The following is a 24,734-nucleotide window of genomic DNA, read 5'->3' as shown; positions in this document are numbered from 1 at the left end:
CGTCGTCGGGCCCGGCCCCCGTGCTGGTGCCGGCCCCGGTCCCCGTCGTCGTGTCAGCGGCCACGGAGCACCTCCTCGGCCCGCAGGCACGCGCTCGTCCGGGGCATCCCCGTGGGCGGCGGCGGGCCGGGCGCCCGGGGCGCGGGAACCTCGGTCGCGCAGCGGTCCACGGCCCACGCGCAGCGCGGGTGGAAGGCGCAGCCGGGGAACGTCTGCGCCGGCACGGGGGGCGAGCCCGGGATGGTGGCGAGCCCCCCGGCCGCCCGGGCCGGCTGCGGCACGGAGGCAAGCAGGGCGCGCGTGTAGGGGTGCGCCGGAGCCGGCAGGACGTCGTCGGCGTGCCCGGACTCGACGACGCGGCCCGCGTACATGACGGCGACGCGGTCGGCCACCTCGCTGACGACGCCGAGGTCGTGGGTGATGAGGAGCACGCCCATGCCGAGCTCGCGCCGCAGGCCGTCGAGCAGCTCGAGCACCTGGGCCTGCACGGTGACGTCGAGGGCCGTCGTCGGCTCGTCGGCGACGAGGAGCTCGGGCTCCAGCGCGACGGCCATGGCGATGAGGATCCGCTGGCGCATGCCGCCCGAGAACTGGTGGGGGTGGTCGCGCACGCGCTGCGCGGCGCCGGGGATGCCCACGAGGCCGAGCAGCTCGACGGCGCGGGCCCGCGCGGCGCGGCGCGAGGCGCCCGTGTGGACGCGCACGAGCTCGCCGATCTGGTCCCCCACGGTGAGGACGGGGTTGAGGGCCGAGAGCGCGTCCTGCACGACGAGCGCCATCCGCGCCCCGCGCAGCGGCCGCAGCTCGCGCTCGGACAGCCCGCGCAGGTCGAGGCCGGCGAGGCTCAGCTCGTCGGCCGTCCGCCGCATGCCCGGGGCGTCCAGCCCCAGGACGGCGCGGGCGGTGACGGACTTGCCGGAGCCCGACTCCCCGAGGAGGGCGACGAGCTCGCCGCGCTCGACGTCGAGGTCGACGCCGCGCACGAGCTCGACGGGCTCCGCGCCCGCGCCGTGCCCGTCGACCTGCACGCGCAGGCCGCGCACCCGCAGGAGGGGCGCGTCGGTGCGGGTCGCGGCCGGCGCCGCTGCTGCCGTGGCCGTCATGGCTGCTCCTGGGTCGGGGGGGGCGGGGGCTGGTCGTGCGGGGGTGGTGGACCGGGCGGCCGGAGCGGAGCTGGCGCGGGGTCCGGCAGGTGCGGACGCCGCCGTCGGGGGTGGCGGCGTCCGCACCGGCGCACGCCATCGTGCACGACGAGTGTTGCCGGGAAGTAACGATGCGTCCAGCCCCGTGCCGGATCGTGTCGCGACCCTTGACGCGGACGCCCGATCGTGGCGGACTACTCCCGCACCCACCGGATCGGCGTCGTGGACGCCGCCGGTCCGACGGCGCTCGGGCGCCCGCCCCGGCCTCCGGCCCCGGGTTCCCGACCCCGAGCCCTCCGACCCGGCATCTTCCGACTCCGCCACCCTCGACCGAGGAGCCGCCCCGTGCTCGACCCCGCCAAGCGCTACACCGGGTACACCGCCTACGAGTACCTGGAGCCCGGCACCGACTACCGCGAGTTCGCCTACGCCGCCCAGCTGGGCCGCGTCCCGGCCTACACCGGCCTCGACCTCACCACCGAGCAGGCCGAGCGCGCCCGCCGGCTGCTCGAGACGGAGAAGGTCATCTCCCTGCACGAGCACGTGCAGGTCTTCCCCGAGGACATGGGCCAGCTGCGCGAGCACATCCGCCAGGGCCGGGAGCCCACCGGCTACGAGGGCCTGTCCCGCTCCGGGCTCACCGCCGTCTTCGACAACGGGATGGACGGCACCTGCTGCATCAGCAGCGACGCGGGGTGGAAGTACCAGGACGTCCTGTTCGACCTCGGCGTGCGCATGGCCGACCTGGCGCACCAGGACTTCGTCGTCAAGGGCGAGACCCTCGCGGACATCGAGGAGGCCCACGCGACCGGCCGGATCGCGCACGTCTTCGCCCTCGAGGCGGCCACGATGATCGAGAACGAGGTCGACCGGCTCGACGTCCTCTACGGCTTCGGCGTCCGGCAGATGGGCATCGCCTACTCCGAGGCGAACACGCTCGGCAGCGGGCTCAAGGAGCGCGGCGACGGCGGCCTCACCTACTTCGGCGACCGCGCCGTCGACCGCATGAACAAGCTCGGCATCGCCATCGACGTCTCCCACTCCGGCGACCGCACGAGCCTCGACACCATCGAGCGCTCCCGCGTCCCCGTCTTCATCACCCACGCCGGGGCCCGCAGCGTGTGGCCGACCAACCGCATGAAGCCCGACGAGGTCATCCGCGCGTGCGCCGAGCGGGGCGGCGTCATCGGCATCGAGGCGGCGCCGCACACGACGCTGTCCGAGGCCCACCCGCGCCACAGCCTCGAGTCGGTCATGGACCACTTCACCTACTGCGTGGACCTCGTCGGCATCGACCACGTGAGCTTCGGCCCCGACACGCTCTTCGGCGACCACGTGGGCCTGCACGACGCCTTCACCGCCAACCTCTCCATCAGCCAGGCGCACGGCCACGTCGACCACCCGCGCGTGGAGTACGTCGACGGGCTCGAGAACCCCGCCGAGGGCATGGGCAACATCATCGGCTGGCTGGTCCAGCACGGGTACTCCGACGACGAGGTCCGCAAGGTCGTCGGCGGCAACACCCTGCGCGTCCTCGAGCAGGTGTGGGCGTGAGCCGCGGCTCGCGGGCGGCCGCGGCGGTCGTCGCCGCCGCCGCGCTCGCGCTCACCGCGTGCGCCCCGAGCGCCCCCGAGGGCGAGGGGTCGGGCGACGGCGGCGCCACCGGCTCCGGCGTCGGCCCGCTGGTCGTCGCCACGACGACCGACGTCGTCAACTTCAACCCGCTCATCGGCAACAGCCGCACGGACTCCTGGGTCACCGACCTCATGTACCCGCGGCTGCTCCACATCAACGAGGACGGGGAGAAGGAGGCGGCCCTCGCCACCGACTGGGGCTACTCCGACGACCTGACGGGCTACTTCGAGATCCGCGACGACATGTCGTGGAGCGACGGCGAGCCGATCACCGCCGAGGACGTCGCCTGGACGCTGCAGAGCGTCCTCGACGACCAGCCCGCCGGCACGCTGCTCGGGCAGATGGGCGCCGTCGAGTCCGTCGAGGCCGTCAGCGACACCCGCGTCGAGCTGCACCTGTCGGAGCCGGACGCCGTCGTCGTGCCCGAGGTCGGGTTCTGGGCGGTCGTCGTGCCGCAGCACGTCTTCGAGCCAGAGGGCAGCCTCGCCGACTTCGCCAACGACGCCCCGCAGGCCGACGGCTCCTGGGTCAGCGCCGGCCCGTACGCCCTCACCGAGGTCCAGCGCGGTCAGAGCTACACGATGGAGCGGGTCGAGGACTACCCGCTGGCCGACGACGGCGCCCCGAACGCCTCGGAGGTCGTCTTCCGGGTCTACCCGGACGTCAACACCGAGCTCCTGGCGCTCGAGAGCGGCGAGGTCGACCTCGTCGCCAACGCGCTGCCGCCCTCGCAGGTGGAGCGGCTGCAGTCGGCGGACGGCATCGAGGTCGCCGAGGTGCCGGGGCTGGGCTACGCCCACCTCGTCTACAACATGGACGAGCCCCGGCTCGCGCAGGTCGACGTGCGCCGGGCGCTGGCCGCCGCCGTCGACTACGACACGATCCGCGAGGTCGTCCTGCAGGGGCAGGCCGTGTCGGCGGGCAGCAACCCGCTCATCCCGGTCCTGTCGCAGTTCGCGCCCGAGGACGCCGAGGAGTACGCCTTCGACCCGCAGGCGGCGCGCGACCTCATGGCGTCCGCCGGGGTCGACGACACGTCCTTCCGGCTGCTCTACAACCTCACCGACCCGGTGATGGCGCAGGCGGCCCAGCTCATGGAGGAGCAGGCGGCGGAGGCCGGCATCACGCTCGAGCTCGACGGGCGCGAGCGCAACGCCTACCTCGCCGCGACGGACGCGGGCGACTACGACGTCTACCTCGGCAACTTCGCGATCATGGACGACCCGGTGACGAACTTCCGGCTGTCCTACCTGCCGGGCGGGGTCATCAACTACACCCACGTCGACGACCCGGACCTCACGGCCCTCGTCGAGGAGGCGGGGCGCCAGCTCGAGGTCGCCGACCAGGTGCCCGTGATGCAGGAGGCCGCGGAGATCGTCAAGGACCAGGTGTACGACAACATCATGTACACGCAGAACCTCTACATCGCCCACAGCGACGAGTGGTCCGGGTTCGTGGTCCAGCCCAGCGAGCTCCTGTCGGTCGTCAACCCCGTGTCGCTGGCGAACGCCACGACCGCCGGCTGAGGGGACCCGCCGTGCCCGCGCTCGCCTCCTTCACCCTCCGACGGCTCGCCCGGGGACTCGTCACGGTGTGGTTCGCCGTCACCGTGACCTTCCTCCTCCTGCGCCTGCTGCCCGGGGACCCGGCCCTCGCCATCGCGAGCCCGACGATGACGGAGGAGACGCGGGCGGCCGTGCTCGAGCGGTACGGCCTGGCGGACCCCCTGGTCGTCCAGTACGGGCGCTACCTCCTGGCGCTCGTGCAGGGCGACCTCGGCACCTCCTTCACCCAGGGCCAGCCCGTCAGCTCGGTGCTCCTCGAGCGGCTGCCCTGGACGCTCCTGCTGACCGGCGCCGCGCTCGTCGTCACGGTCCTCGTGGGCATCCCCCTCGGGGTCCTGGCGGCGGCGCGGGCCGGCAGCGGGCTCGACCGCCTCGTCCAGGGGCTCGGCGTCACGGGGCAGTCGCTCTTCGTGCCCAGCGTCGGCGTGCTGCTGCTCTACGTGCTCGGCCTGCAGCTCGGGTGGTTCCCCATCGGCGGCGCCTACGACCGGGACGTCTACGGGGGCGAGTGGTACCTCAGCGTCCTGCGCCACCTCGCCCTGCCCGCGCTGTCGCTGGCGCTCGTCCAGCTCGGCGCCTACGTCATCACCCTCCGCTCGACGCTCATCGAGGCGCTGGGCGAGGACTACTGCGCGCTCGCCCGCGCGGGCGGCATCCCCTACCGGCGCGTGCTGTGGAAGCACGCGCTCCGCAACGCCCTCCTGCCGACGACGACGCTCGTCGGGCTCCAGCTGGGCTTCCTCGTCGGAGGCGCCGTGCTCACCGAGACCGTCTACGCCTACCCGGGCGTCGGCCGCGGGATCTACGAGGCCGTCACGCAGCTCGACTTCCCCGTGCTCCAGGGCGCCTTCGTGCTCCTCGCCGTCACGGTCGTCGTCGCGAACCTGCTCACCGACCTCGTCTACGGGCTCCTCGACCCGCGGGTGCGCACCTGATGGCCGCGCCCACCCGGCCGTCGGCGCAGCAGCCGTCGGAGCCGTCCGTCGACCCGGCCGCCGAGGGGGCGACCGTCGAGGGGGTGCCGGGGGCCCAGGCCGCGGCCGTGCCCGGCGCGCCCGCCGACGTCGAGCAGGTCGCCGCCGGCGGCTCGGCGGCCCGCGACACCTGGCGGGCCTTCCGGCGCCAGCCCCTCGGCGTCCTCTCCCTCGGGGTGCTCGGGGTGCTCGTCGCGGTGGCCGTGCTGGCGCCGGTCCTCGCGGACTACCCCTCGGGCACCGGCTCCTCCGTGCTCGCGCCGCCGTCGGCCCAGCACTGGTTCGGCACCGACAACCTGGGCCGCGACGTCTTCGCCCAGGTGGTCTGGGGCTCCCGCTCGAGCCTGCTCGTGGCGGCGGGCGCCTCGGCGCTCGCCATCGTGCTCGGCACGGCGGTGGCCGTGGCCGGAGCGTGGTGGCCGCGGCTCGACGCCCTCGTCGGGCTCGTGGTCGACCTCGTCCTCTCCCTGCCCGTGCTGCCGCTGATGATCCTCGTCGCGGCCCTCGTGGGGCCGAGAACGACGACGATCGTCCTCGTCATCGCGGCGTTCTCGTGGCCGGAGGTGACCCGCGTGGTGCGCTCGCTCGCGCTCACGGTCGTCCGCCTGCCCTACATGGACGCCGCGCGGCTGCTCACGCCGTCGGCGACGTGGATCATCACGCGGCACCTCCTGCCGGCCGTGACCCCGGTGGTCGTCGTCTCCGTCGTCCTCACCGCGTCCCGCGCCGTGCTCTCCGCCGCCGGGCTGGCCTTCCTCGGCCTGGGGGACCCGCGCTCGTGGTCGTGGGGCCGGGTGCTCTTCGAGGCCCAGCAGGCCGGGGCCATGTCGAGCGCCTGGTGGCTCACCCTCTTCCCGTCGCTGGCGATCCTCGCGCTCGTCCTCGCGGCGACGCTGGCCTCGATCGCCTTCAACGACGCCCGCGACCCGCGCTCGCGGGTGCGCCGGTGAGCGCCGTGGCGGGGCCGCCCGCGACCGGTGCGGCGGGCGGGCCGGGCGAGGGGGCGCGGTTCTCCCAGCGCCTGGGCCCGGACGTGCTCGCCCGGGTCCGCGCGCGGGTCGTCGAGCGCGTCGTCGCGGCGGGCCTGGCGGGCGTCGTCACCGACGACCCCGAGGACGTCGCCTACCTCACGGGCTTCTGGCACCACCCGTGCGAGCGGCCCGTCGCGGTGTGGCTGGGCGCCGACGGCCGGTGCGTGCTCCTGCTGCCCGTGCTCGAGCGCGAGCACGCGGCCAGCCAGGGCGCGACCGCCGAGCTCGTGGACTACCCCGAGTTCCCCGGCGTCGTCCCGCCCTTCTCCGTGCTCGCCGACGTGCTCGGTGAGGACGCCGCCGCCCGCGCGGCGGTGGGCGCCGGTCGGCCCGTCGGGCACGCGCCGACGACGTCGTGGGAGCGCCTCGGCGCCCTCGGGGACGCCCTGCGGCGGGCCCTGCCCGCCGTCGAGCTCGCGGCCACGGACGCCGTCCGGGTCGCCCGCTACCGCAAGCTGCCCGAGGAGGTCGCCCTCCACGCGGAGGCGGGCCGCATCACCGACCTCATGCTCGCGGCGGGCCGCCGGCTCGTCGAGGAGGCCGCGGGCGCGGGCGGGGAGCTGCCCACCGAGGCCGAGGTGGCCGAGCACGTCACCGCGGTCGGCAGCGGCACCATGCGCGCCGAGCACGACGACGTCGTCGAGTCCGGCTTCCTCGCCGGCGGGCTCGTCTACTCCGGCCCCGGCAGCGCCCACCCGCACGCCCGCCCCTCGGGCCGGCGCCTGCGCCGGGGCGAGACCTTCATGCTCTCCCTCGGCGCCTGCGTCGGCGGCCGGTACGTCGAGGGGGAGCGCACCTTCGTCCTCGGCGAGCCCGACGAGCGCCAGCGCCGCCTCCACGACGTCGTCCGCCGGGCCCGGGAGGCGGGCGCCGCGGCGCTGCGGCCGGGGGCGCGGTGCTGCGACGTCAACGCCGCGTGCCTCGCCGTCGTCCACGAGGCCGGCCTCTCCCAGCACCTGCTGCACCGGCAGGGCCACGGCATCGGCGTCGGCATGCACGAGCCGCCGTGGCTCGAGGACGGCGACCCGACGGTCGTCGAGGAGGGCTTCGTCCTGTCCGACGAGCCCGGCCTGTACGTGCCCGGCCACGCCGGCTACCGCACGAGCGACTCGATGCTCGTGACCGCCGACGGCGCCCGCCCCCTCACCACCTACCCGCGGGCGCTCGACGACCTCGTCGTCGGGCGCTGACGTCCCGGCCGCCCGCCGGCCACCACCGAAGGAGACAGCGTGCGCGTCACCGTCAACGACAACGAGCTCGAGGTCGAGCTGCTCGGCCCCGAGGGCGCCCCGGTGGTCATCGCCTGCCACGGCGCCCCGGGCCTCGGCTCGCGGGCCGAGCCCCGGGCCAGCTTCGGCCGCCTGGCCGACTCCTACCGCGTCCTCGTCTACGACGCCCGCGGTTCGGGCGTCAGCGAGGGGAAGGGCCCCTTCACGCACGAGCAGTGGGCGGCCGACGTCGAGGGGCTGCGGGAGTGGGTCGGCGCCGAGCGCGTCGTGCTCGCGGGCGGCTCCTACGGGGGCTTCATGGCCATGGAGTACGCCGTGCGCCACCCCGACCGCGTCCTCGCCCTCGTGCTGCGGGACACCTCGCCGGACAACGCGAACGAGGACATGGCGCGCGCCAACGCGCTGGCGACCCAGCGGGTCGACCTCGACCTCGAGAAGTTCGGCCGGATCATGGACGGGCGCACGCGCGACGACGACGACCTCAAGGACTGCTGGCGCGAGATCCTGCCGCTCTACGACCACGTCTACGACCCCGCGAAGGTCGAGGAGAAGGTCGAGGCGACCCACTACCGCTACGAGACCCACAACTGGGCCTTCACGGAGAACATGCCGCGCTACGACCTCAAGGACCGGCTGCCCTCCATCACCTGCCCCGTGCTCGTGACGGTGGGGCGCGACGACTGGATCACCCCGGTCGCGTGCAGCGAGACGATCGCCCGGCTCGTCCCGCATGCTCGTCTCGTGGTCTTCGAGGAGTCCGGGCACAGCCCGCAGGTGGAGGAGGCGGAGGCGTGGACGGCGTGCGTCCGCGGCTTCCTCGACGAGGTCGTCGGCGCCGGCGCGCCCGCGGGCCGCGGCTGAGGTGGGCGTGCACGGGGGGAGCGGCGGGGGGGCACCCGGGGCGGGCGCGGGGACGGGGACCGTGACGGGCCTGGACCCGGCCGCCGGAGGGCCCGCCGAGGTCCGGCCGCTCGACGGGCTGGACCGGCGCATCGTCAGCGCCCTGCAGCTGGACGGCCGGGCGAGCTGGACGGCCGTCGCCGAGCGGTGCGGGACGTCCGTGCCGACGGTGGCGCGGCGGGCGGAGCGCCTCTTCGCCGACGGGGCCATCCGCGTCGCCGTCATGCCCGAGGTGGGGGCGGACGGCCCGTCGGAGTCCTTCGTGCTCCGGGTGACGTGCCGCCCGGGGCGGCAGGTGCGGGCGATGGAGGAGCTCGCCGCGATGCCCGAGGTGCGCTTCCTCGCGCTCGTCACGGGCGAGGACGACATCGTCGCCGAGTGCGTCATCCCGCGGGGCGCCTCCCTCTTCGAGCACCTCGTCGACGCCGTCCAGCGCCTGGAGGGGGTCGAGCGGTGCCGCAGCGACCTCCTGCTGCACGTCTACAAGGTGGCCCACGACTGGTCGCGCCAGCTCCTCGGCGAGGGCGACGCCGCCAGCGCCGCGACGCACCCGTACTGCCAGCCGGCCCACTTCGACGACACCGACCGCGCCATGCTCGCGCTGCTGCGCGAGGACGGGCGGGCGAGCTTCCGGGCGCTCGCCCAGGAGCTCGGCCTCAACGAGTCGACGGTGCGCCGCCGGCTCGAGCGCCTGCAGCTCGGCGGGTGCGTCGCCGTCGTCACCCTCGTCCCGGCCGCGGCGCTGGGGCTGGAGTCGGAGACGCTCCTGCGCATCAGCGTCACGCCCTCCCGGCTCGGCGAGGTGGCCGCGGCCCTCGCCTCCTACCGGTCGGTCCGCTACCTGGCCGCGACCCTCGACGGCAGCTCGCTGCTGTGCGAGGTCATCGCCGAGTCGACCGAGGACCTCTTCTCCTTCACGACGCAGGTGCTGGCCCCGCTGCCCGGGGTGCTCGGGTGGGCGGCCGCCATGGAGGTCCTCGTCGCCAAGCGCGGCTTCGTGACCACGCCGTGGTGGGAGGAGCGCGTGCGCCGCGCCTCCCGGCCCCTCGCCGTGCGGGAGGGACGCCGGGGGGCCTGAGTCCTCGGGCGCGAGGAGGGCTCCGACCCTCGGTCGCCCGGGCCCCCGGGCCGGTTCCGTCCCGGTCTGCCTCCGATGCGCCCCGGTGCGCTCCGGGCCCTCGGCAGCCGTGACCGGAGTGTGACGCACCCACCCGTTGACTACGCAGTCAGCACCTCCTTACCGTCGTCCGCGCACGGCCCTGACAGCGCAGTCAACCCGAGGCGGCACGATGACGACGACCGACCCCGGAGCCCCGGCTCCCGCGGTGGTCGACGACCCGCCCTCCGGCGAGCGACGCGCCCCCGTGGTCGTCATGACTGACGTCGCGCGCGTCGCGGGCGTGAGCCAGAAGACGGTCTCGCGCGTGCTCAACGGCTCGGCGCACGTGCGCCCCGAGGTGCGGGAGAGGGTCCGCCGCGCCGTCGACGAGCTCGGCTACCGCCGCAACGCCGCCGCCCGCGCCCTCGTCCGCGGCCGCACGCACGTCATCGGCGTCGTGGGCCTCCGGTCGGCCCTCTACGGGGTCTCCCAGCACGTCATGGGCCTCGAGCGGGCGGCGCAGGCGAGCGGCTACGGCGTCGTCGTCGTCTCGACCGCGACCGGGGAGGCCGACGAGGTGCTCCGCGGCGTCGAGCGGGCGCTCGAGCTCGGCGCCGAGGGCGTCGTCCTCGTCGAGCCGTACTTCGACACCCGCGCCCTGCGCGGCCCGCTCGCCGGCACGCCCGTCGTCGCCGCGGCCCGCTCCGCGCACGAGGGCCAGCGCACCTGGACGGTCGACGCCGACCAGGTGGGCGGGGTCGAGGAGGCGGTCGAGCACCTCGTCGCCCTCGGGCACCGGTGCATCGGGCACCTGGCCGGGCCGGCCACGTGGCGCAGCGCGCTGGTGCGCGAGCGCACCTGGCGTGCGGCCCTCGAGGCCCGCGGCCTGCCCGTCGTGGAGCCGGTGCGCGGCGACTGGAGCGCCCGCTCGGGGTACGAGGCGACGCGCGACCTCCTCGCCCGCGAGCCGGCCGGGCGGGTGACCGCCCTCGTCGCCGCCAACGACCACATGGCCGTGGGGGCGATGCGCGCTCTCGCCGAGGCGGGGCTCTCCGTGCCGGACGACGTCTCGCTCGTCGGCTTCGACGACGTGCCGGAGTCGGAGTACCTGCCCGTGCCGCTGACGACGGTGCGCCAGGACCTCGCCCTCGTCGGCGAGCGGGCCGTGGCGAGCCTCGTCGAGCTCGTCGAGGGCCAGGCGCCGGCGGGAGGCGGCGACGAGCCGCGCCTCGACGTCGTCCCGGTGGAGCTCCGGGTCCGCAGCAGCACGGGCCCGGCCCCCCGCGCCGCCGGAGGTGGTCGCCCGCCGACGTGACGAGCCGGGCCCGGCAGCGCCGGGCCGCACGACCGCACGACCGCACGACCGCAGCACGACGACGAAGGAGTCGCCCGACCATGACCGCACCCCGCACCCCCCTCCGCTCCCGCTCCCGCGGCCGCGCGCTCGCCGCGGCGCTCGCCGGGACCGCCCTCGTCCTGTCCGCCTGCGGCGGTGGGGGCGACGGCGGCGGTGGTGGCGGCGACGCCGGCTCGGACGTCGAGCCCGTGACCCAGGAGCAGATCGACGAGGCGATGTCGACGCCGACCGAGCTGACGTTCTGGACCTGGCTGCCCGACGCGCAGAAGGAGGTCGACCAGTTCGAGGCGGCCTTCCCCGAGATCTCGGTGAACCTCGTCAACGCCGGCCAGGGCCTCGACCAGTACACGAAGCTGCGCACGGCGATCCGGGCCGGCGAGGGCGCCCCCGACGTCGTGCAGATCGAGTACCAGTACCTGCCGTCCTTCACCCTCGGCGGCGACCTGCTCGACCTGGGCCCCTACGGCGCCTCCGAGCTCCAGGACTCCTACCCCGAGTGGGTGTGGGAGCAGATCACCGAGGGCGACGCCGTCTACGGCATCCCGCAGGACATCGGCCCGATGGGCTCGCTGTACCGCCAGGACCTCCTCGACCAGGCCGGCATCGAGGCCCCCACCACGTGGGCGGAGTTCGAGGAGGCGGCGCGCACGATGAAGGAGGCCGTGCCGGGCACCTACCTGACGAACATGCCGGGCAACGACCCGGGCCAGTTCGTGGGCCTGCTCTGGCAGAACGGCGCCAAGCCGTTCGGCTTCGACGGCGACCAGACCGTCACGATCGACCTCGACACCCCGGAGGTCACCGAGGTCGTCGACTACTGGCAGGGCCTCATCGACGAGGACCTCGTCTCGACCGACGCCGACTTCAACGACCAGTGGTACCAGGGGCTCGCCAACGGCAAGTACGCCTCCTGGCAGACGGCGGCCTGGGGCCCGGTCTTCCTCCAGGGCACGGCCGGCAACACCTCGGGCCTGTGGCGCGCCTCGCCGCTCCCGGCGTGGGAGGAGGGCGACACCGCCACCGGCAACTGGGGCGGCTCGACCGACGCCGTCCTGTCCTCGACGGAGAACCCCATCGCCGCGGCCCAGCTCGCCAAGTGGTTCAACACCGACCCGGAGCCGGCGCTGACGATGGCGCTCGACCAGTTCCTCTTCGTGCCGCACGACGTCGTGCTCGAGAACGAGGAGTTCCTGGACGCGGCGCCGGAGTTCTTCGGCGGCCAGCAGGTGAACCAGCTCTACAGCGAGCTCACCACGGAGGTCGACACCGACTTCGGCTGGCTGCCCTTCATGGACTACGTCTACAACTCCTTCAACGACACCCTCGGCACGGCGATCGCCGAGGGCGGCGACATGGAGGCCGGCCTCGCCGCGTGGGAGGACGACATCACCTCCTACGCCGAGCAGCAGGGCTTCACGGTCCAGTGACGGCCCCCACCACGACCGGCCCGGCCGGGGGCGCCACCGCCCCCGGCCGGGCCGGCCCCCGCCGCCGCGGGCACAGCCCCGCCGTCCGCCGCCAGCACCGCGCGGCGTACCTGCTCGTCGCGCCGTTCATGGTCGTCTTCGCGGCGATGCTCGTCGTGCCTCTCGTCTACGCGGCCTACCTCTCGCTCTTCCGCGAGCAGCTCGTCGGCGGCCGGAGCTTCGTCGGCCTCGCCAACTACGCCCGCGCGCTCGGCGACTCGGCCTTCGGCGAGGGCGTCCTGCGGGTGACCCTGTTCCTCGTCATCCAGGTGCCGATCATGCTGGGCCTCGCCCTGCTCTTCGCCCTGGCCCTCGACTCCGGCCGGCTCTACGCGCAGCGGTTCGTGCGCCTGTCGATCTTCCTGCCGTACGCCGTGCCCAGCGTCGTCGCGACGCTCATGTGGGGCTACCTCTACGGCCCGGACTTCGGCCCCTTCACCCAGATCGCGGAGGGCCTGCAGCTGCCCGCGCCGCCGTTCCTGTCCTCGAGCTGGATGCTCGGCTCGCTGATGAACATCCTCACGTGGGAGTTCATCGGCTACAACATGATCATCATGTTCGCCGCGCTGCGCGCGGTGCCCGCTGACCTCTACGAGGCGGCGCGCATGGACGGCGCCGGCGAGCTGCGCATCGCCTGGTCGATCAAGATCCCGGCCATCCGCTCGGCGATCCTGCTCACCGTCATCTTCTCGGTCATCGGCTCCTACCAGCTGTTCAACGAGCCGAACCTCCTCCAGACGCTGGCGCCCAACGTCATCGACAGCGCCTACACGCCGAACCTCTACGCCTACAACCTCGCCTTCACGAGCCAGGACCTCAACTACGCGGCGGCCGTCGCCTTCCTCCTCGCGGCGGGCATCGCGGTCGTCTCCTACGTCGTCCAGCTCACGAGCCAGCGGAGGGCCCGCTCATGACCGCGACGACGCCGGCGCCCACCGTCGAGGAGGTCGAGCCGCAGCCGCGGCCGCGGCCCAAGGGCTCGACCGGGCGCAAGAGCCCGCTGCTCACCGTGCTCGTCCTGCTGACGCTGCCGTACTTCCTCCTGCCGCTGTACTGGTTGGTGGTCGCGTCGACGAAGGACAACGCGGACCTCTTCTCCTCCTTCGGGCTGTGGTTCGCGGACTTGAACCTCGTGGACAACCTCCGCGACGTCTTCACCGCGCAGGGCGGCGTGTTCTGGTCGTGGATGGGCAACACGGCGCTGTACGCCGGCGTGGCCGGCGTCGGCGCGGCCTTCCTCGCGACGGCCGCGGGGTACGCCTTCGCCAAGTACGCGTTCCCGGCGGGCACCCTGCTCTTCTCGGTCGTGCTCGGCGCGATCATGGTGCCGACGACGGCGCTGGCGATCCCCACGTACCTGCTGTTCGCCGAGGTCGACCTCACGAACACGCGGTGGGCCGTCATCCTCCCCAGCCTCGTCAGCCCCTTCGGCGTCTACCTCATGCGGGTCTACGCGGCGGACGCCGTGCCGACCGAGCTCATGGAGGCGGCGCGCGTGGACGGCGCGGGGGAGATGCGCATCTTCTTCACCGTGGCGCTGCGGCTGCTCGCCCCGGGCTTCATCACCGTGCTGCTCTTCCAGCTCGTCGCGACGTGGAACAACTACTTCCTGCCGCTGATCATGCTGAGCACGCCCAGCAAGTTCCCGCTCACCGTCGGGCTCGCCCAGTGGCAGTCGACGGCCGCGGGCGGCTCGGGGGCGCAGGCCCTGTTCTCGAGCGTCATCACCGGCTCGCTCGTCTCGATCGTGCCGCTCGTCATCGCGTTCCTCTACCTCCAGAAGTACTGGCAGGCGGGGCTCGCCACCGGAGGTGTCAAGGGATGAGTCCCGCTGCAGCAGAGGGCCGAGGAGAGGGGAGCGCGCCGCCCGACGACGTCGGGCGCAGCTGGGGCGACGCCCCGCTGACGCGCCCGCCCGGTGCGCCGCCGGCGCCGCCGGAGCGGCCGGCGGGGGCGCTGCCCCTGCCCGACCGCGTCCTCTTCGGCGCTGCCTACTACCCGGAGTACACGCCCGAGCCGCGCGTGAAGACCGACCTCGACCTCATGGTCGAGGCGGGCTTCACCGTGGTGCGGGTGGGGGAGTCGGTGTGGTCGACGTGGGAGCCCGAGGACGGCGTCTTCGACCTCGACTGGCTCGAGGAGGCCCTGGACGGCGCCCACGAGCGCGGCATCTCCGTCGTCCTCGGCACGCCGACGTACGCCGTCCCGATGTGGCTCGTGCGCAAGCACCCCGAGGTCGCAGCGGTCGACGAGACGGGCCACCCGCGGGCGTGGGGCGCGCGCCAGGAGGTCGACTACACCCACCCGGCCTTCCTCTTCCACGCCGAGCGGGTCATCCGCGCGGTGGTCGGCCGGTACGCGGCGCACCCGGCCGTCGTGGGCTTCCAGGTCGACAACGAGCCCGGGCTGCACCTCTTCTCCAACCGCTCGGTGGTGCAGGGCTTCGTCGACGAGCTGCGCCGCACGTACGGCACCGTCGAGGCGCTCAACGACGCGTGGGGCCTCACGTACTGGTCGCACCGGCTCTCGACGTGGGCGGACCTGTGGGAGCCGCGGGGCAACGCGCAGCCGCAGTACGACCAGGCGTGGCGCGCGCACCAGGCCCGCCTGACCACCGACTTCATCGCGTGGCAGGCGGGGCTCGTGCGCGAGATCGCCCGGCCCGACCAGTGGGTGACGACGTGCGTGTCCTACACGCGCCCCGCCGTCGACGAGTACGAGGTCGACCGCGCCCTCGACGTCGCCGCCGGCAACCCCTACTACGCGATGCAGGACGCCCTCGCCGTCCCGGCGCCCGCCCACCCGGTGCCGCAGGGCTGGACGACGGCGGGCACGTGGTCGGTGGTGCACAGCGCCGACCGGATGTGGGCCTCGAAGCAGGCGCCCTTCCTCGTCACGGAGACCAACGCCGGGCCCATCGGCGGGTCGTCGACGAACTTCCCGGCGTGGGACGGGCAGTGGCGCCAGGTGGCGTGGGCGATGGTCGCCCGCGGCGCGCGGATGGTCGAGTACTGGCACTGGCACACGCTGCACGCCGGCACCGAGACGTACTGGGGCGGCGTGCTGCCCCACGACCAGCGGCCGGGGCGGGTCTACGAGCAGCTCGCGCAGCTCGGCGCCGAGCTCGGGACGGCGGGCTCCCTCGTGGCGGGCTTGCGGCCCGACGCGCAGGTCGGCCTCCTCTTCTCCGTGCCGTCGAAGTGGGGCCTGGCCTTCCAGCCCCACGACGGCCCGCGCGGCGCCGGGCACTCGCCGCCCGACGAGACCGCCTACGAGCGGCTCACCGGGCCGTGGTCCCGTGCGGCGTTCGACGCCGGTCTCGGCGTGCGCGTCGTCCACGACCGGCAGCTCGTGCAGGCCGGCGCCGTGGTGCGGGAGCCGGGGGACGTCGTCGCCGAGCTGCCGGTGCTCGTCGTCGCGGGGCTCTACGTGGCCGAGGACGCGCTGCTGGACTGGCTCGCGGCCTACGCCGCGGCGGGCGGCCACCTCGTGCTGGGCCCGCGCACGGGGTACGCCGACCCGCTGGCGCGGGCGCGCCGCGAGGTCAAGCCCAGCCGTCTCGTCGGCGCGGCGGGCACCTCGTACCAGGAGTCCACCAACCTCGGGGAGCCCGTCCCCGTGCGCTGGGCGGACGGCGAGCCGCCCGCGCTCTGGCCCGCCGACGCGGCGGCGACGACGTGGGCCGACGCGCTGGTGGTCGAGGGTGCTGAGGTGCTCGCGCGCTACGAGCACCCGCAGCTCGGCCGGTGGCCCGCGGTGGTGACCCACCGGCACGGCGCCGGGCGGGTGACGACGGTCGGCACCGTGCCCGACGCCGCCACCGGCGCGGCGCTGCTCGACTGGTGCGCCGGCCTCGACGGCGCCGCGCCGCGGGAGGACCGGCGCTGGGGCGGCGGGCCGTCGGTGACGGTCATGGGCGCCACCGCCGCCGACGGGCGGCGGGTGCACGTCGTCCACAACTGGTCGTGGGACTCGGCGCGCGCGCACCTGCCCGCGGCCGCGACCGACGTGCTCGGCGGCCAGGCGCTCGCCGAGGGCGCCGCGCTCGAGCTCGGCCCGTGGGACGTGCGGGTGCTCGTCACCGGCTGAGGCCGCCCCGCGCCACGGCACCAGCACGGACGACGGGGCCCGCCCCCTCCCACCGGGAGGGGACGGGCCCCGTCGTCGTGCCTCAGCGCCTTCTCGTCAGCGCCGTCTCGTCAGCGGCGGACCTCCACCACGAGGTCGGCCGAGGCCTCGAGGTCGGTGCCCCAGTCGTCGGCCATCGTCGTCGTGCAGGTCATCTCGACGACGCCGGGCGCCGTCGCGGTGCCCCGCAGGACGAGCGCCGTGCCCTGGCCGGCGCCGTAGTCGCGGCGTCCGACGCGGTCCGCGGTGCCGTCGACCGGCGCGAGCGACGCCGCCCCGGCCCCGGCCTCGCCGGTGTTCGTCTGCACGCACGTCGTGGCGAGGGAGCCGCCCACGAGCGTCCCGGCGCCGGTGTTCTCCACCGACGCGGGCACGGTGAGCTTCTGCCCGACCTTCGCCCGGACCTCGTCGCGCCGCAGCTCCGTCGTGAGCTCCGCCTGGGTCGGCGGGGCGGTGACGACGACGTCGAAGGTCGTCGCCGGGGTGGTGTTGCCCGCGCTGTCGCTCGCCGTGCACGTGACCTCGGTCATGCCGAGGGCGAAGACCGAGCCGGGCGCCGGAGCGCACGTCGGGGTGACGACGCCGTCACGGGTGTCGCGGACGGCTGGCAGCGCGTAGTCCACCGGCGTGCCGTCGGGGTCGGTGGCCACGACCTCGACGGTCTGCGGGCCCTCGAAGCGCGGCGGGAGGAAGTCCTCGGGCCGCGGCGGCAGCTGCGACGGGTCGACGACCCCCCAGTAGGCGGGGAGCACCTGCAGGTCGTCGTCGAAGGGCAGCGGCTGCTCCCACGGGCGCGGGCCGGGCCACGTGCGCAGCCAGCTGCGCGCGTTGCTGATGCCCCAGAAGGTCACCGACGCCAGGGAGTCGCTGTGCGTGCGCAGCATGGCGAAGAGGTCGCGGTAGTAGTACCCGAGCTCGGCCGCCGCCTTCTCCCTGTCCTCCGTGACGGGCACGTACGTGCCCCCGCTGCCGACGTCGGCCCCGCGGTTCTCCGTGGAGGAGTTGACGTCGAGCTCGGTGATCGCCTGCAGCAGCGACGGGTCGAGCGCGGTGACGGCGTCCATGGTGTCGTCGAGCCACTCCACGGGCCGGGCGAAGTCGACGTGCGCCTGGTGCCCGACGCCGTCGACCGGCACGCCCCGCTCCTGCAGCGCGGCGACGAGCGAGAGGTAGTCCTCGCGCTTGGACGGGATCTCGGTGTTGTAGTCGTTGATGAAGAGCTCGACCCCGGGGAAGTACTGGTCGGCGAGGCGGAAGGCCTCGTCGACGAAGCCCTCGCCGAGCACCTGGAACCAGCGGCTGTCCCGCATGTCGTGCGGGTTGCCGTTCGGCCCGTCGTTGATGACCTCGTTGACGACGTCCATCGCCCAGATCGGGCTGTCGCCGTCGGGGTAGCGCTCCGCGACGTGCTCGGAGATCGCCCGGATGTGCGCCTCCATGCGCGAGCGCAGCAGCGCCTGGTCCTCGGGGCTGCTCGTGAGGGGCCGGTCGCCGTCGAGGAAGAACCAGTCCGGCGTCTGGGAGTGCCAGACGAGCACGTGGTAGTAGACGTCGGTGCCGGTCGCGTCGGCGTAGTCGAGCAGCGCGTCGAGGTCGCCGAAGGTGAACTGCCCCTCGACGGGCTGGATCTCGGCGGGCTTGCCGTCGTTCTCCGGCGTGAAGGCGCTGTAGTGCTTCTGGAGGAGCTCCGAGGGGCGGCCGACCGTCTCGCGCGGGTCGATCGCGACGCCGGTGTGCTCGATGCCGTCGGCCGCCAGGATGTCCTGGAGGGCCGGCACGTCCTGGATCGGCGTCTCCTCGACGCCGACGACCGCGACGTCGTCGAGGTAGAAGTCGACGCCGGCGGTCCCCTCGACGTAGAGGGTGGCCGTGTCGACCGGCGCGCCGAGGGTGTAGGTGCCCCGCAGCTCGGTCCAGGCGTCGGCCGTGACCTGGCCGCTGGCCCCGGCGACGCCGTCGTAGCTCGTGGCGGTGCCGCGGTCGCGCTGGACGGTCGCGCTCAGGCCCGTCGGCTCCTGCCCCGGGGCGAGGCGCACCCACATCGAGACCTGCACGCGCTGGCCGATCGCCAGGGCGCTCGTGACGTCGAGGGCCGGGCCCTGCCAGCTCTGCAGGCGGTTCGTCGTCAGCAGGCTCGCGCTGCCGCCGTGGGCGTCGTCGGTGGACAGGGCGACCTGGGCGTCCCCGCGCGGGCCCCAGCCCTGCAGGCCGTCCTCGAAGTCGGTGCGCAGGTCGCTGCGCGTGCTGTCGCCCGGCGGCGGCGCGGCCTCGCCGACGATGCTCACGTCGTCGACGTAGTACGCCTGCGTGGCGTCGGGGCTCTCCAGGTACAGCTCGAGCTGGCTGTTCTGCGTGCCGTGCTCGTAGGTCCCGCCGACCCGCGTCCAGCCGCTGTCGGTCACCGGGACCTGGTAGGCCACCGAGTCGAACGCCGCGTCGCCGCCCTGCGGGGTGCGCGCGACGCTCATCGTGACCGCGTCCTCACCGCTGCCGTCGACGAGGCGCACCCACGCCTCGACCTCGTACGTGCCGGCGGGCATGAGGCCCAGCGCGTCGAGCGCCGGGCCGTTCCAGGCCTGGGTCCGGCCGGTGGTGAGCAGGCTGGCCTCCCCGGTCCGGGCCTGCGCGGTGCTGACCTCGACCTCGGCGGTGCCGCGGCCGAACCAGCCCGACGGGCCGTCCTCGAAGCCCGTCTCGTAGACCGTCGCCGGCTCCGCGCCGGCGGTCGGTGCCAGCACCACGCCGAGCGGTGCGAGCACGCCGAGGGCCAGGGCCCCGGCTCCCAGACGTCGTCGTCCCATGGAGCTCCTCCTCGTGCGCAGCGCCCTCGCTGCGACTAAAACGATTTCCAGGTCGTGCCCCGGAAGGGGACCACGGTCGTGGGGCGTCGTCAAGACGCGTCTCGTCCCGATCCGCCCGGCTCGTCCGCGACCGCCGCCGGGGCGCGGGGGCGCGACGCGCCGGGCAGGATGCGATCTCGCCGCCCGGCCGGGGCGGCGTCGGCTCCCAGGGAGGTGGGCTCGGTGCGCCCCTACGTCGTCGAGGGCGGCACGGCCGTCGTCACCGGTGCCGCCAGCGGCATCGGCGAGGCGCTCGCGCGGGCGCTGGCCGCGCGCGGCAGCCACCTCGCGCTGCTCGACCGGGACGCCGAGCGGCTCGAGGGCGTGGCCTCGTCCCTGCGGGCGGCGCACCCCCGCCTCGCGGTGCGGACCTACGTCGTCGACCTCGCCGACCGCGACGCGACGGCGCGCGCGCTCGACGCCGTCCGCGCCGACCACCCGCGCGTGACCCTCGTCGTGAGCAACGCCGGGGTGGCCCTCGGCGGCCTGTTCCGCCACCTCACGCTCGAGGAGTTCTGGTGGGTCGTCGAGGTGAACCTCCGGGCCACGGTCCAGGTGGTCTGCGCGCTGCTCCCGGCGCTGCGGGAGCAGCCGGGCTCGCACGTCGTCACGGTGGCGAGCATCTTCGGCGTCGTCGCGCCGCCCGGCCAGAGCGCCTACGCCACGAGCAAGTTCGCCGTCCGCGGCTTCACGGAGGCCCTCCGCGCCGAGCTGCGCCCCGACGGGGTCGGCGTCACGTGCGTCATGCCGGGGGGCGTGCGCACCCGCATCGCGCAGGACGCCCGCGGCGCCGCGAGCCTGTCCGCCGAGGACGTGGCGGCGGGGCGCGCGTCCTTCCAGCGCCTGCTGACGATGGACCCGGCCGACGTCGCCGAGCAGGTCCTGCGCGCCGTCGAGCGGCGGCGCCCGCGCCTGCTCGTCGGCTGGTCGGCGCGGCTGCCCGCGCTGCTGGAGCGCCTCGTGCCGGGGGCGTCGACCCGGGTGCTGGGCCTGCTCGCCCGGTCCACCGGCCCGGGCCGACGCCTGCTGCGCAGCGGCTGACGCCCTCGGCCGCGTCGTCGCCCACCCGAGGGCGCGTGACCCGGACGAGACCGGGGTGTGACCGGGTCGAGACCTGGGCGTCAAGGATGGCGGCGGCCGCGCCGATGCCCCCGGGGAGAGCGCGCCGCCCGGAGCACCGGCGGCGCCGGCGCACGAGCCACCGGGGGGACCTTCCGATGACGACCACCAGCACCCGCCCGACCACCGCCCGTGGCCTGCGTCGCGGGCTCGGACGCCTCGCCGGCGTGGCCGCGGCCGTCGTCGTCGCCACGACGGCGTCGCTCGTCCCCGCGCACGCCGAGACCGGCGCCATGTCCGTCCCGACGACCGGCCGGGTGACGGGCGTCATCGGGAAGTACTGCTCCTCGGGCGCGGCGCACGGGGGGGTCGACATCGCGGCGGCCACGGGCACGCCCGTGCGGGCCGCCGACAGCGGTGTCGTCAGCATCGCCGGGACACGGGCGGACTCCGCCAGCTACGGCATCTTCGTCCGTCTCCACCACGGCACGCGCTACCGCACCATCTACGCGCACCTCAGCAAGCTCGCCGTCACGCCGGGCCAGACCGTGAAGGAGGGGCAGGTCATCGGCTACGTCGGCAGCACCGGCAACAGCTACGGCAGCCACCTCCACTTCGAGGTGCGCCTCGACAACGTGCGCCAGTCCGGCGTCAACGCCAGCTTCCCCTGCGGCCGGACCGTGACCGCCGGGACGCCGATCGCGTGGAGCTTCCCCTCCCTCGCCCGCTGAGCGGCCCGTCGTCGGGTGCGGCCCTCGGACCGCCCTGGGCTCGCACCCGGACGGGCGGTCGTGCGCCCCGTCCGGGCGTGCCGCGGGCGCCGGACCCGCTCGCGCGGCAGGCTGCGGTCCCACCGACCGACGCAGGAGCAGCCCGTGAGCGACGACCCGTACCGCCAGCAGCCGGCCCCCTACGGGCAGCCCACGTACGGGCAGCCCGCGCCGTACGGCCAGGCCGAGCCCTACGGCGGCCGTCCGTCGCCGACGTCGACCGCGGCGACGAACAGCAAGGCGATCGTCGCCATCTGCCTCGGCTTCGCCGCGCCCCTCGTCGGCCTCGTCTTCGGCGTCCTCGCGCTGCGGGAGATCAAGCGGACCGGCGAGGGCGGCAAGGGCTTCGCGATCACCGGCGTCGTCCTCGGCGCGCTCCTGCTGCTCGTCGTCCTCGCCTACGTCGGCGTGATCGTCGCCTTCGTCGTCAGTCTCGCCAGCAGCGGCGGGCAGATGTCGGGTGACCTCTTCGCCCCCTGACGTCCCCGGCCCGGGCCGGGGTGGAGCCGGCCCGGTGCGCGACGAGCTCGGCGCCGGAGGACCGGGGAGGGCGGCCGCGCGGACGGGCGGCCCCTAGCGTCGCGCCCGTGGACGCGCACGCCCTGCTCGCCGGCCTCGGGCTCGGCCTCTCGCTCATCGTCGCCATCGGCGCGCAGAACGCCTTCGTGCTGCGCCAGGGGCTTCGCGGGGAGCACGTCGGCGCCGTCGTCGCGGTCTGCGCCGCCTCGGACGTCGTCCTCATCACCGCGGGCGTCGCGGGCGTCGGCGCGCTCGTGCAGCAGGCCGAGTGGGCGCTCGTCGTCGTGCGCGTCGGCGGCGCGGCCTTCCTCCTCGGCTACGCCGCCCACGCGCTGCGGCGGGCCGTGCGCCTGGCCGACGCGGCGCTCGACGCCCGCACCGCCCCCGAGCGCGGGACCCTCGCCGGGGCGCTCACCACCGCGCTCGCCCTGACGTGGCTCAACCCGCACGTCTACCTCGACACGGTCGTGCTGCTCGGCTCCATCGCCGGCACCCACGGCGACGACCGGTGGTCCTTCGCCGTCGGGGCGGTCGCGGCGAGCGCCGCCTGGTTCCTCGCCCTGGGCTTCGGGGCCCGCCTCCTGAGGCCGCTCTTCGCGCGGCCCGGGGCCTGGCGGGTGCTCGACGCGCTCATCGCCGTCGTCATGACGGCGCTGGCGCTCTCGCTGCTCGCCGGGCTCGGGGGCTGACGGCCCGAGCCCCGGCGGTGCCGAGGCCGACGGGCCCGGCGCCCGCGCGGGGGTGGGGCCTCAGGAGGTGCGACGCCAGGTCAGCCGCATCCAGGGGACGTCGCCGCCCGGCGTCTCCCGGACCCACTCGGCGCTCATGGCGGTGCCGTCCTCGGCGACGCGCAGGGTGGCGCGCGCCCCCGGCGCCCGGAAGGCCCACGTGCCGCCCGCGTCGACGGACGCCGTCGACGACGCGACGCCGCCCGCGTCGTCGTAGGCCCGCGTCGGGAAGGCGCCGAGCGCGGGGTCGAAGGGCTCGAGGACCTCGAGCGCCCGGGTGCGCCGCCCGGCGACCTCGACGTCGACCTCGTGGACGACGGTCGGCCCGAGCCACCGGTAGACGTCGATCCCGGTGACGGCGCCGACGACCGTCACGCCGTCCTCGTCGAGCACCTCGCCGGACGCCTCCCACGTGCCCACGAGCGGGGCGGGGGTCGGGGGAGCGCTGAGCAGGGGGTCCTCCGGCGCCTGCGCCGGGGTCGCGGGCCCCTCGGCCGTGTCCTCCTCGTGGGGCTCGAGCTCCTCGACCACCAGCGGGCACCTCCGTCGTCGCGCACGGCGCCGCAGCGGCGCCTGCGGGGCCATGCTGCCGGACATGACGAGCCGCATCGCCGCCATCGCCCTCGACGCCGTGGACCCGCGCCCCGTCGCCGACTTCTGGTGCGCCGTCCTCGGCTGGCAGCAGGTCGACGAGGACGCCGACGGCATCAGCATCGGCCCGCCGGGCGGGGCCGCCGCCGCCGGGCTGACGATCGACGTCCTGCGGGTCCCCGAGGCCAAGACGGTGAAGAACCGCCTGCACCTCGACCTGCGGGCCGACGGGTCGACCACGGCCGAGGAGCTGGCCCGGCTCGAGGCGCTCGGGGCCCGCCGCGTCGACGTCGGGCAGGGCGACGACGTCACGTGGGTCGTGCTCGCGGACCCCGAGGGCAACGAGCTGTGCCTGCTGCAGCGCACGGTGCAGCACGTCGAGCGCGAGGAGGCCGCCGGCTGAGACCGCGTTGGTCGCCGCCGAGGAGGACGAAGCTCTCCCGCCCGGGCGTCGTTCCAGGTCAGAGGCGCGGATGCTGCGCGGAGGCCGCCTTCGTCCTCCCCGGCGGCGGCAGAGAGGCGCCCCTCGTCGGATGGTCGCCGAGGTCGCGGGTGTTGTGCCGGTATGACCGTGACCGCTCCCCTGGCCGCCCCCGCGCCGCGCGCGCCGCGGCGCTGGGTGCCGAAGCGCGTCCTGGTGACGCGCTCGGCGGCCGAGCTGCCCCACGGGCAGCGGATCCTGCGGCGCGTCGAGGCGGCCGGGGTCCAGGACGTCGAGCTGCTGAAGGGCGACCGGCTGCCGCCGCTGCGCGGCGAGGACGAGCGCTCCACGTACGCGCTCGCGAAGCAGACGCTGGCCGTCGTCGTGGCCCCGCCGAGCAAGCGGCGCCCGCAGCCGATCCCGCCGAGCGCCGACTGGCGCGTCGACCTCGCCGAGGGCTGCCCGGCCCACTGCCAGTACTGCTACCTCGCCGGCTCCCTCGGCGGGCCGCCGATCACCCGCGTCTACGCCAACCTCGAGGAGGTGCTCGACGGCGTGGCCCCGCTCGTCGGCACCGGCGGCGTGACGAGCGCGAGCGAGGACCGCCGCGCCGAGGGCACGACGTTCGAGACCTCCTGCTACACCGACCCGCTCGCGCTCGAGCACGTCACCGGCTCGCTGTCGCAGGCGATCACGCACGTCGGGACGACCGACTTCGGCGGCCCGGTGCAGATGCGGTTCACGACGAAGTTCGACGACGTCGAGCCGCTGCTGGGCCTCCCGCACGGCGGGCGGACGCGGGTGCGCCTGTCCGTCAACGCCCTCGGCGTGCAGCGCTTCGAGGGCGGGACCGCGCGGATGCCCGAGCGGGTGGGCGCGCTGCGCCGGCTGGCGCTCGCCGGCTACCCCGTCGGCCTGACGATGGCGCCGATCATGCCGGTCGAGGGGTGGCGCGAGCAGTACGGCGCCCTCCTCGACGCCGTGGCCGCGGCGACCGCCGACGTCCCCGGCCTCGACCTCACCACCGAGCTCATCACCCACCGCTTCACCCCGCGCAGCAAGGAGGTGCTGCAGGGCTGGTACCCGCGCACCGCCCTGGAGATGGACGAGGACGCCCGGCGCCAGAAGCGCGGGAAGTACGGGGCGGTCAAGCACGTCTACCCGGCGCCGGTGATGGCCGAGCTGCGGACGTGGTTCGAGTCCGCGCTGGCCGAGCGGCTGCCCGCCACCCGGCTGCTGTACTGGACCTGAGCGCCGCCTCCGGCCCGAGGACGGCAGGA

Annotated in this window: 21 protein-coding genes; 18 read left to right on the top strand and 3 right to left on the bottom strand. The window is 75.1% G+C overall.

The window, feature by feature from the left end:
• Window positions 1-53: 53 nt before the first annotated feature.
• Window positions 54-1,103, bottom strand: coding sequence for an ABC transporter ATP-binding protein (locus tag Q0789_RS12840; RefSeq protein ID WP_298805812.1), 1,050 nt, complete (start codon window positions 1,101-1,103; stop codon window positions 54-56).
• 384 nt (window positions 1,104-1,487) lie between these two features.
• Between Q0789_RS12840 and Q0789_RS12835 the strand changes: the two genes are divergently transcribed.
• The 12 genes from Q0789_RS12835 to Q0789_RS12780 all read left to right on the top strand — a co-directional run bounded on the left by Q0789_RS12835 (window position 1,488) and on the right by Q0789_RS12780 (window position 16,487).
• The gene (locus Q0789_RS12835) at window positions 1,488-2,696 is read left to right on the top strand and encodes a membrane dipeptidase (protein ID WP_298805810.1); all 1,209 of its coding nucleotides are present in this window, start codon (window positions 1,488-1,490) and stop codon (window positions 2,694-2,696) included.
• Window positions 2,693-4,303, top strand: coding sequence for an ABC transporter substrate-binding protein (locus tag Q0789_RS12830; protein WP_298805808.1), 1,611 nt, complete (start codon window positions 2,693-2,695; stop codon window positions 4,301-4,303). Before Q0789_RS12835 ends, Q0789_RS12830 begins: the two co-directional genes overlap by 4 nt.
• An 11-nt stretch (window positions 4,304-4,314) precedes the next feature.
• Window positions 4,315-5,277, top strand: a complete 963-nt coding sequence (locus tag Q0789_RS12825; RefSeq protein WP_298805806.1) for an ABC transporter permease — start codon at window positions 4,315-4,317, stop codon at window positions 5,275-5,277.
• Complete coding sequence (locus tag Q0789_RS12820; protein ID WP_298805804.1) at window positions 5,277-6,266, top strand: ABC transporter permease; 990 nt, start codon at window positions 5,277-5,279, stop codon at window positions 6,264-6,266. Before Q0789_RS12825 ends, Q0789_RS12820 begins: the two co-directional genes overlap by 1 nt.
• The gene (locus tag Q0789_RS12815; protein ID WP_298805802.1) at window positions 6,263-7,537 is read left to right on the top strand and encodes a Xaa-Pro peptidase family protein; all 1,275 of its coding nucleotides are present in this window, start codon (window positions 6,263-6,265) and stop codon (window positions 7,535-7,537) included. Before Q0789_RS12820 ends, Q0789_RS12815 begins: the two co-directional genes overlap by 4 nt.
• A 39-nt stretch (window positions 7,538-7,576) precedes the next feature.
• Window positions 7,577-8,437: an alpha/beta hydrolase gene (locus tag Q0789_RS12810; protein ID WP_298805800.1), complete on the top strand. Its 861-nt coding sequence runs from the start codon at window positions 7,577-7,579 to the stop codon at window positions 8,435-8,437.
• Between the two features lie 61 nt (window positions 8,438-8,498).
• Entirely contained in the window at window positions 8,499-9,554 is a 1,056-nt protein-coding gene (locus Q0789_RS12805; RefSeq protein ID WP_298805798.1) for an Lrp/AsnC family transcriptional regulator, read from the top strand.
• A gap of 211 nt (window positions 9,555-9,765) precedes the next feature.
• Window positions 9,766-10,890 carry a LacI family DNA-binding transcriptional regulator gene (locus tag Q0789_RS12800; protein ID WP_298805796.1) on the top strand — a complete coding sequence of 375 codons (1,125 nt, stop codon included), beginning with the start codon at window positions 9,766-9,768 and terminating at the stop codon, window positions 10,888-10,890.
• A gap of 80 nt (window positions 10,891-10,970) precedes the next feature.
• Window positions 10,971-12,359, top strand: a complete 1,389-nt coding sequence (locus Q0789_RS12795; RefSeq protein ID WP_298805794.1) for an ABC transporter substrate-binding protein — start codon at window positions 10,971-10,973, stop codon at window positions 12,357-12,359.
• Window positions 12,360-12,487: 128 nt separating this feature from the next.
• Window positions 12,488-13,312: a sugar ABC transporter permease gene (locus Q0789_RS12790; protein WP_366917735.1), complete on the top strand. Its 825-nt coding sequence runs from the start codon at window positions 12,488-12,490 to the stop codon at window positions 13,310-13,312.
• Window positions 13,309-14,223 (top strand): carbohydrate ABC transporter permease, encoded by a 915-nt coding sequence (locus tag Q0789_RS12785; RefSeq protein WP_298805791.1) that lies wholly within the window; start codon window positions 13,309-13,311, stop codon window positions 14,221-14,223. Before Q0789_RS12790 ends, Q0789_RS12785 begins: the two co-directional genes overlap by 4 nt.
• Window positions 14,220-16,487, top strand: a complete 2,268-nt coding sequence (locus Q0789_RS12780) for a beta-galactosidase (RefSeq protein ID WP_298805789.1) — start codon at window positions 14,220-14,222, stop codon at window positions 16,485-16,487. The genes Q0789_RS12785 and Q0789_RS12780 overlap by 4 nt, the downstream gene beginning before the upstream one ends.
• A 110-nt stretch (window positions 16,488-16,597) precedes the next feature.
• Here Q0789_RS12780 and Q0789_RS12775 read toward each other — a convergent pair whose 3' ends face one another.
• On the bottom strand, window positions 16,598-19,327 hold the full coding sequence (locus Q0789_RS12775) for an endo-1,4-beta-xylanase (RefSeq protein ID WP_298805787.1): 2,730 nt from the start codon (window positions 19,325-19,327) through the stop codon (window positions 16,598-16,600).
• Window positions 19,328-19,549: 222 nt separating this feature from the next.
• Here Q0789_RS12775 and Q0789_RS12770 point away from each other — a divergent pair, with 222 nt between their 5' ends.
• From Q0789_RS12770 to Q0789_RS12755, 4 genes are all read left to right on the top strand, one after another.
• Complete coding sequence (locus Q0789_RS12770) at window positions 19,550-20,407, top strand: SDR family oxidoreductase (RefSeq protein ID WP_298805784.1); 858 nt, start codon at window positions 19,550-19,552, stop codon at window positions 20,405-20,407.
• Window positions 20,408-20,583: 176 nt separating this feature from the next.
• Window positions 20,584-21,156, top strand: a complete 573-nt coding sequence (locus Q0789_RS12765; protein ID WP_298805782.1) for a M23 family metallopeptidase — start codon at window positions 20,584-20,586, stop codon at window positions 21,154-21,156.
• A gap of 144 nt (window positions 21,157-21,300) precedes the next feature.
• Entirely contained in the window at window positions 21,301-21,675 is a 375-nt protein-coding gene (locus Q0789_RS12760; RefSeq protein ID WP_298805780.1) for a DUF4190 domain-containing protein, read from the top strand.
• A gap of 107 nt (window positions 21,676-21,782) precedes the next feature.
• On the top strand, window positions 21,783-22,403 hold the full coding sequence (locus Q0789_RS12755; RefSeq protein ID WP_298805778.1) for a LysE family transporter: 621 nt from the start codon (window positions 21,783-21,785) through the stop codon (window positions 22,401-22,403).
• Between the two features lie 60 nt (window positions 22,404-22,463).
• Here Q0789_RS12755 and Q0789_RS12750 read toward each other — a convergent pair whose 3' ends face one another.
• Window positions 22,464-22,973 carry a hypothetical protein gene (locus Q0789_RS12750; RefSeq protein WP_298805776.1) on the bottom strand — a complete coding sequence of 170 codons (510 nt, stop codon included), beginning with the start codon at window positions 22,971-22,973 and terminating at the stop codon, window positions 22,464-22,466.
• Between the two features lie 64 nt (window positions 22,974-23,037).
• On the opposite strand from Q0789_RS12750, the gene Q0789_RS12745 reads away from it, so the two are divergent.
• Entirely contained in the window at window positions 23,038-23,436 is a 399-nt protein-coding gene (locus tag Q0789_RS12745) for a VOC family protein (protein ID WP_298805774.1), read from the top strand.
• Window positions 23,437-23,598: 162 nt separating this feature from the next.
• Complete coding sequence (locus tag Q0789_RS12740; protein ID WP_298805772.1) at window positions 23,599-24,705, top strand: spore photoproduct lyase family protein; 1,107 nt, start codon at window positions 23,599-23,601, stop codon at window positions 24,703-24,705.
• Window positions 24,706-24,734: the final 29 nt, after the last annotated feature.

Source organism: uncultured Pseudokineococcus sp., assembly GCF_947499845.1.
Classification (GTDB): domain Bacteria; phylum Actinomycetota; class Actinomycetes; order Actinomycetales; family Quadrisphaeraceae; genus Pseudokineococcus.
Note: the sequence above shows the minus strand (reverse complement) of the source record. Positions and strands in the feature narration are given on the sequence as shown.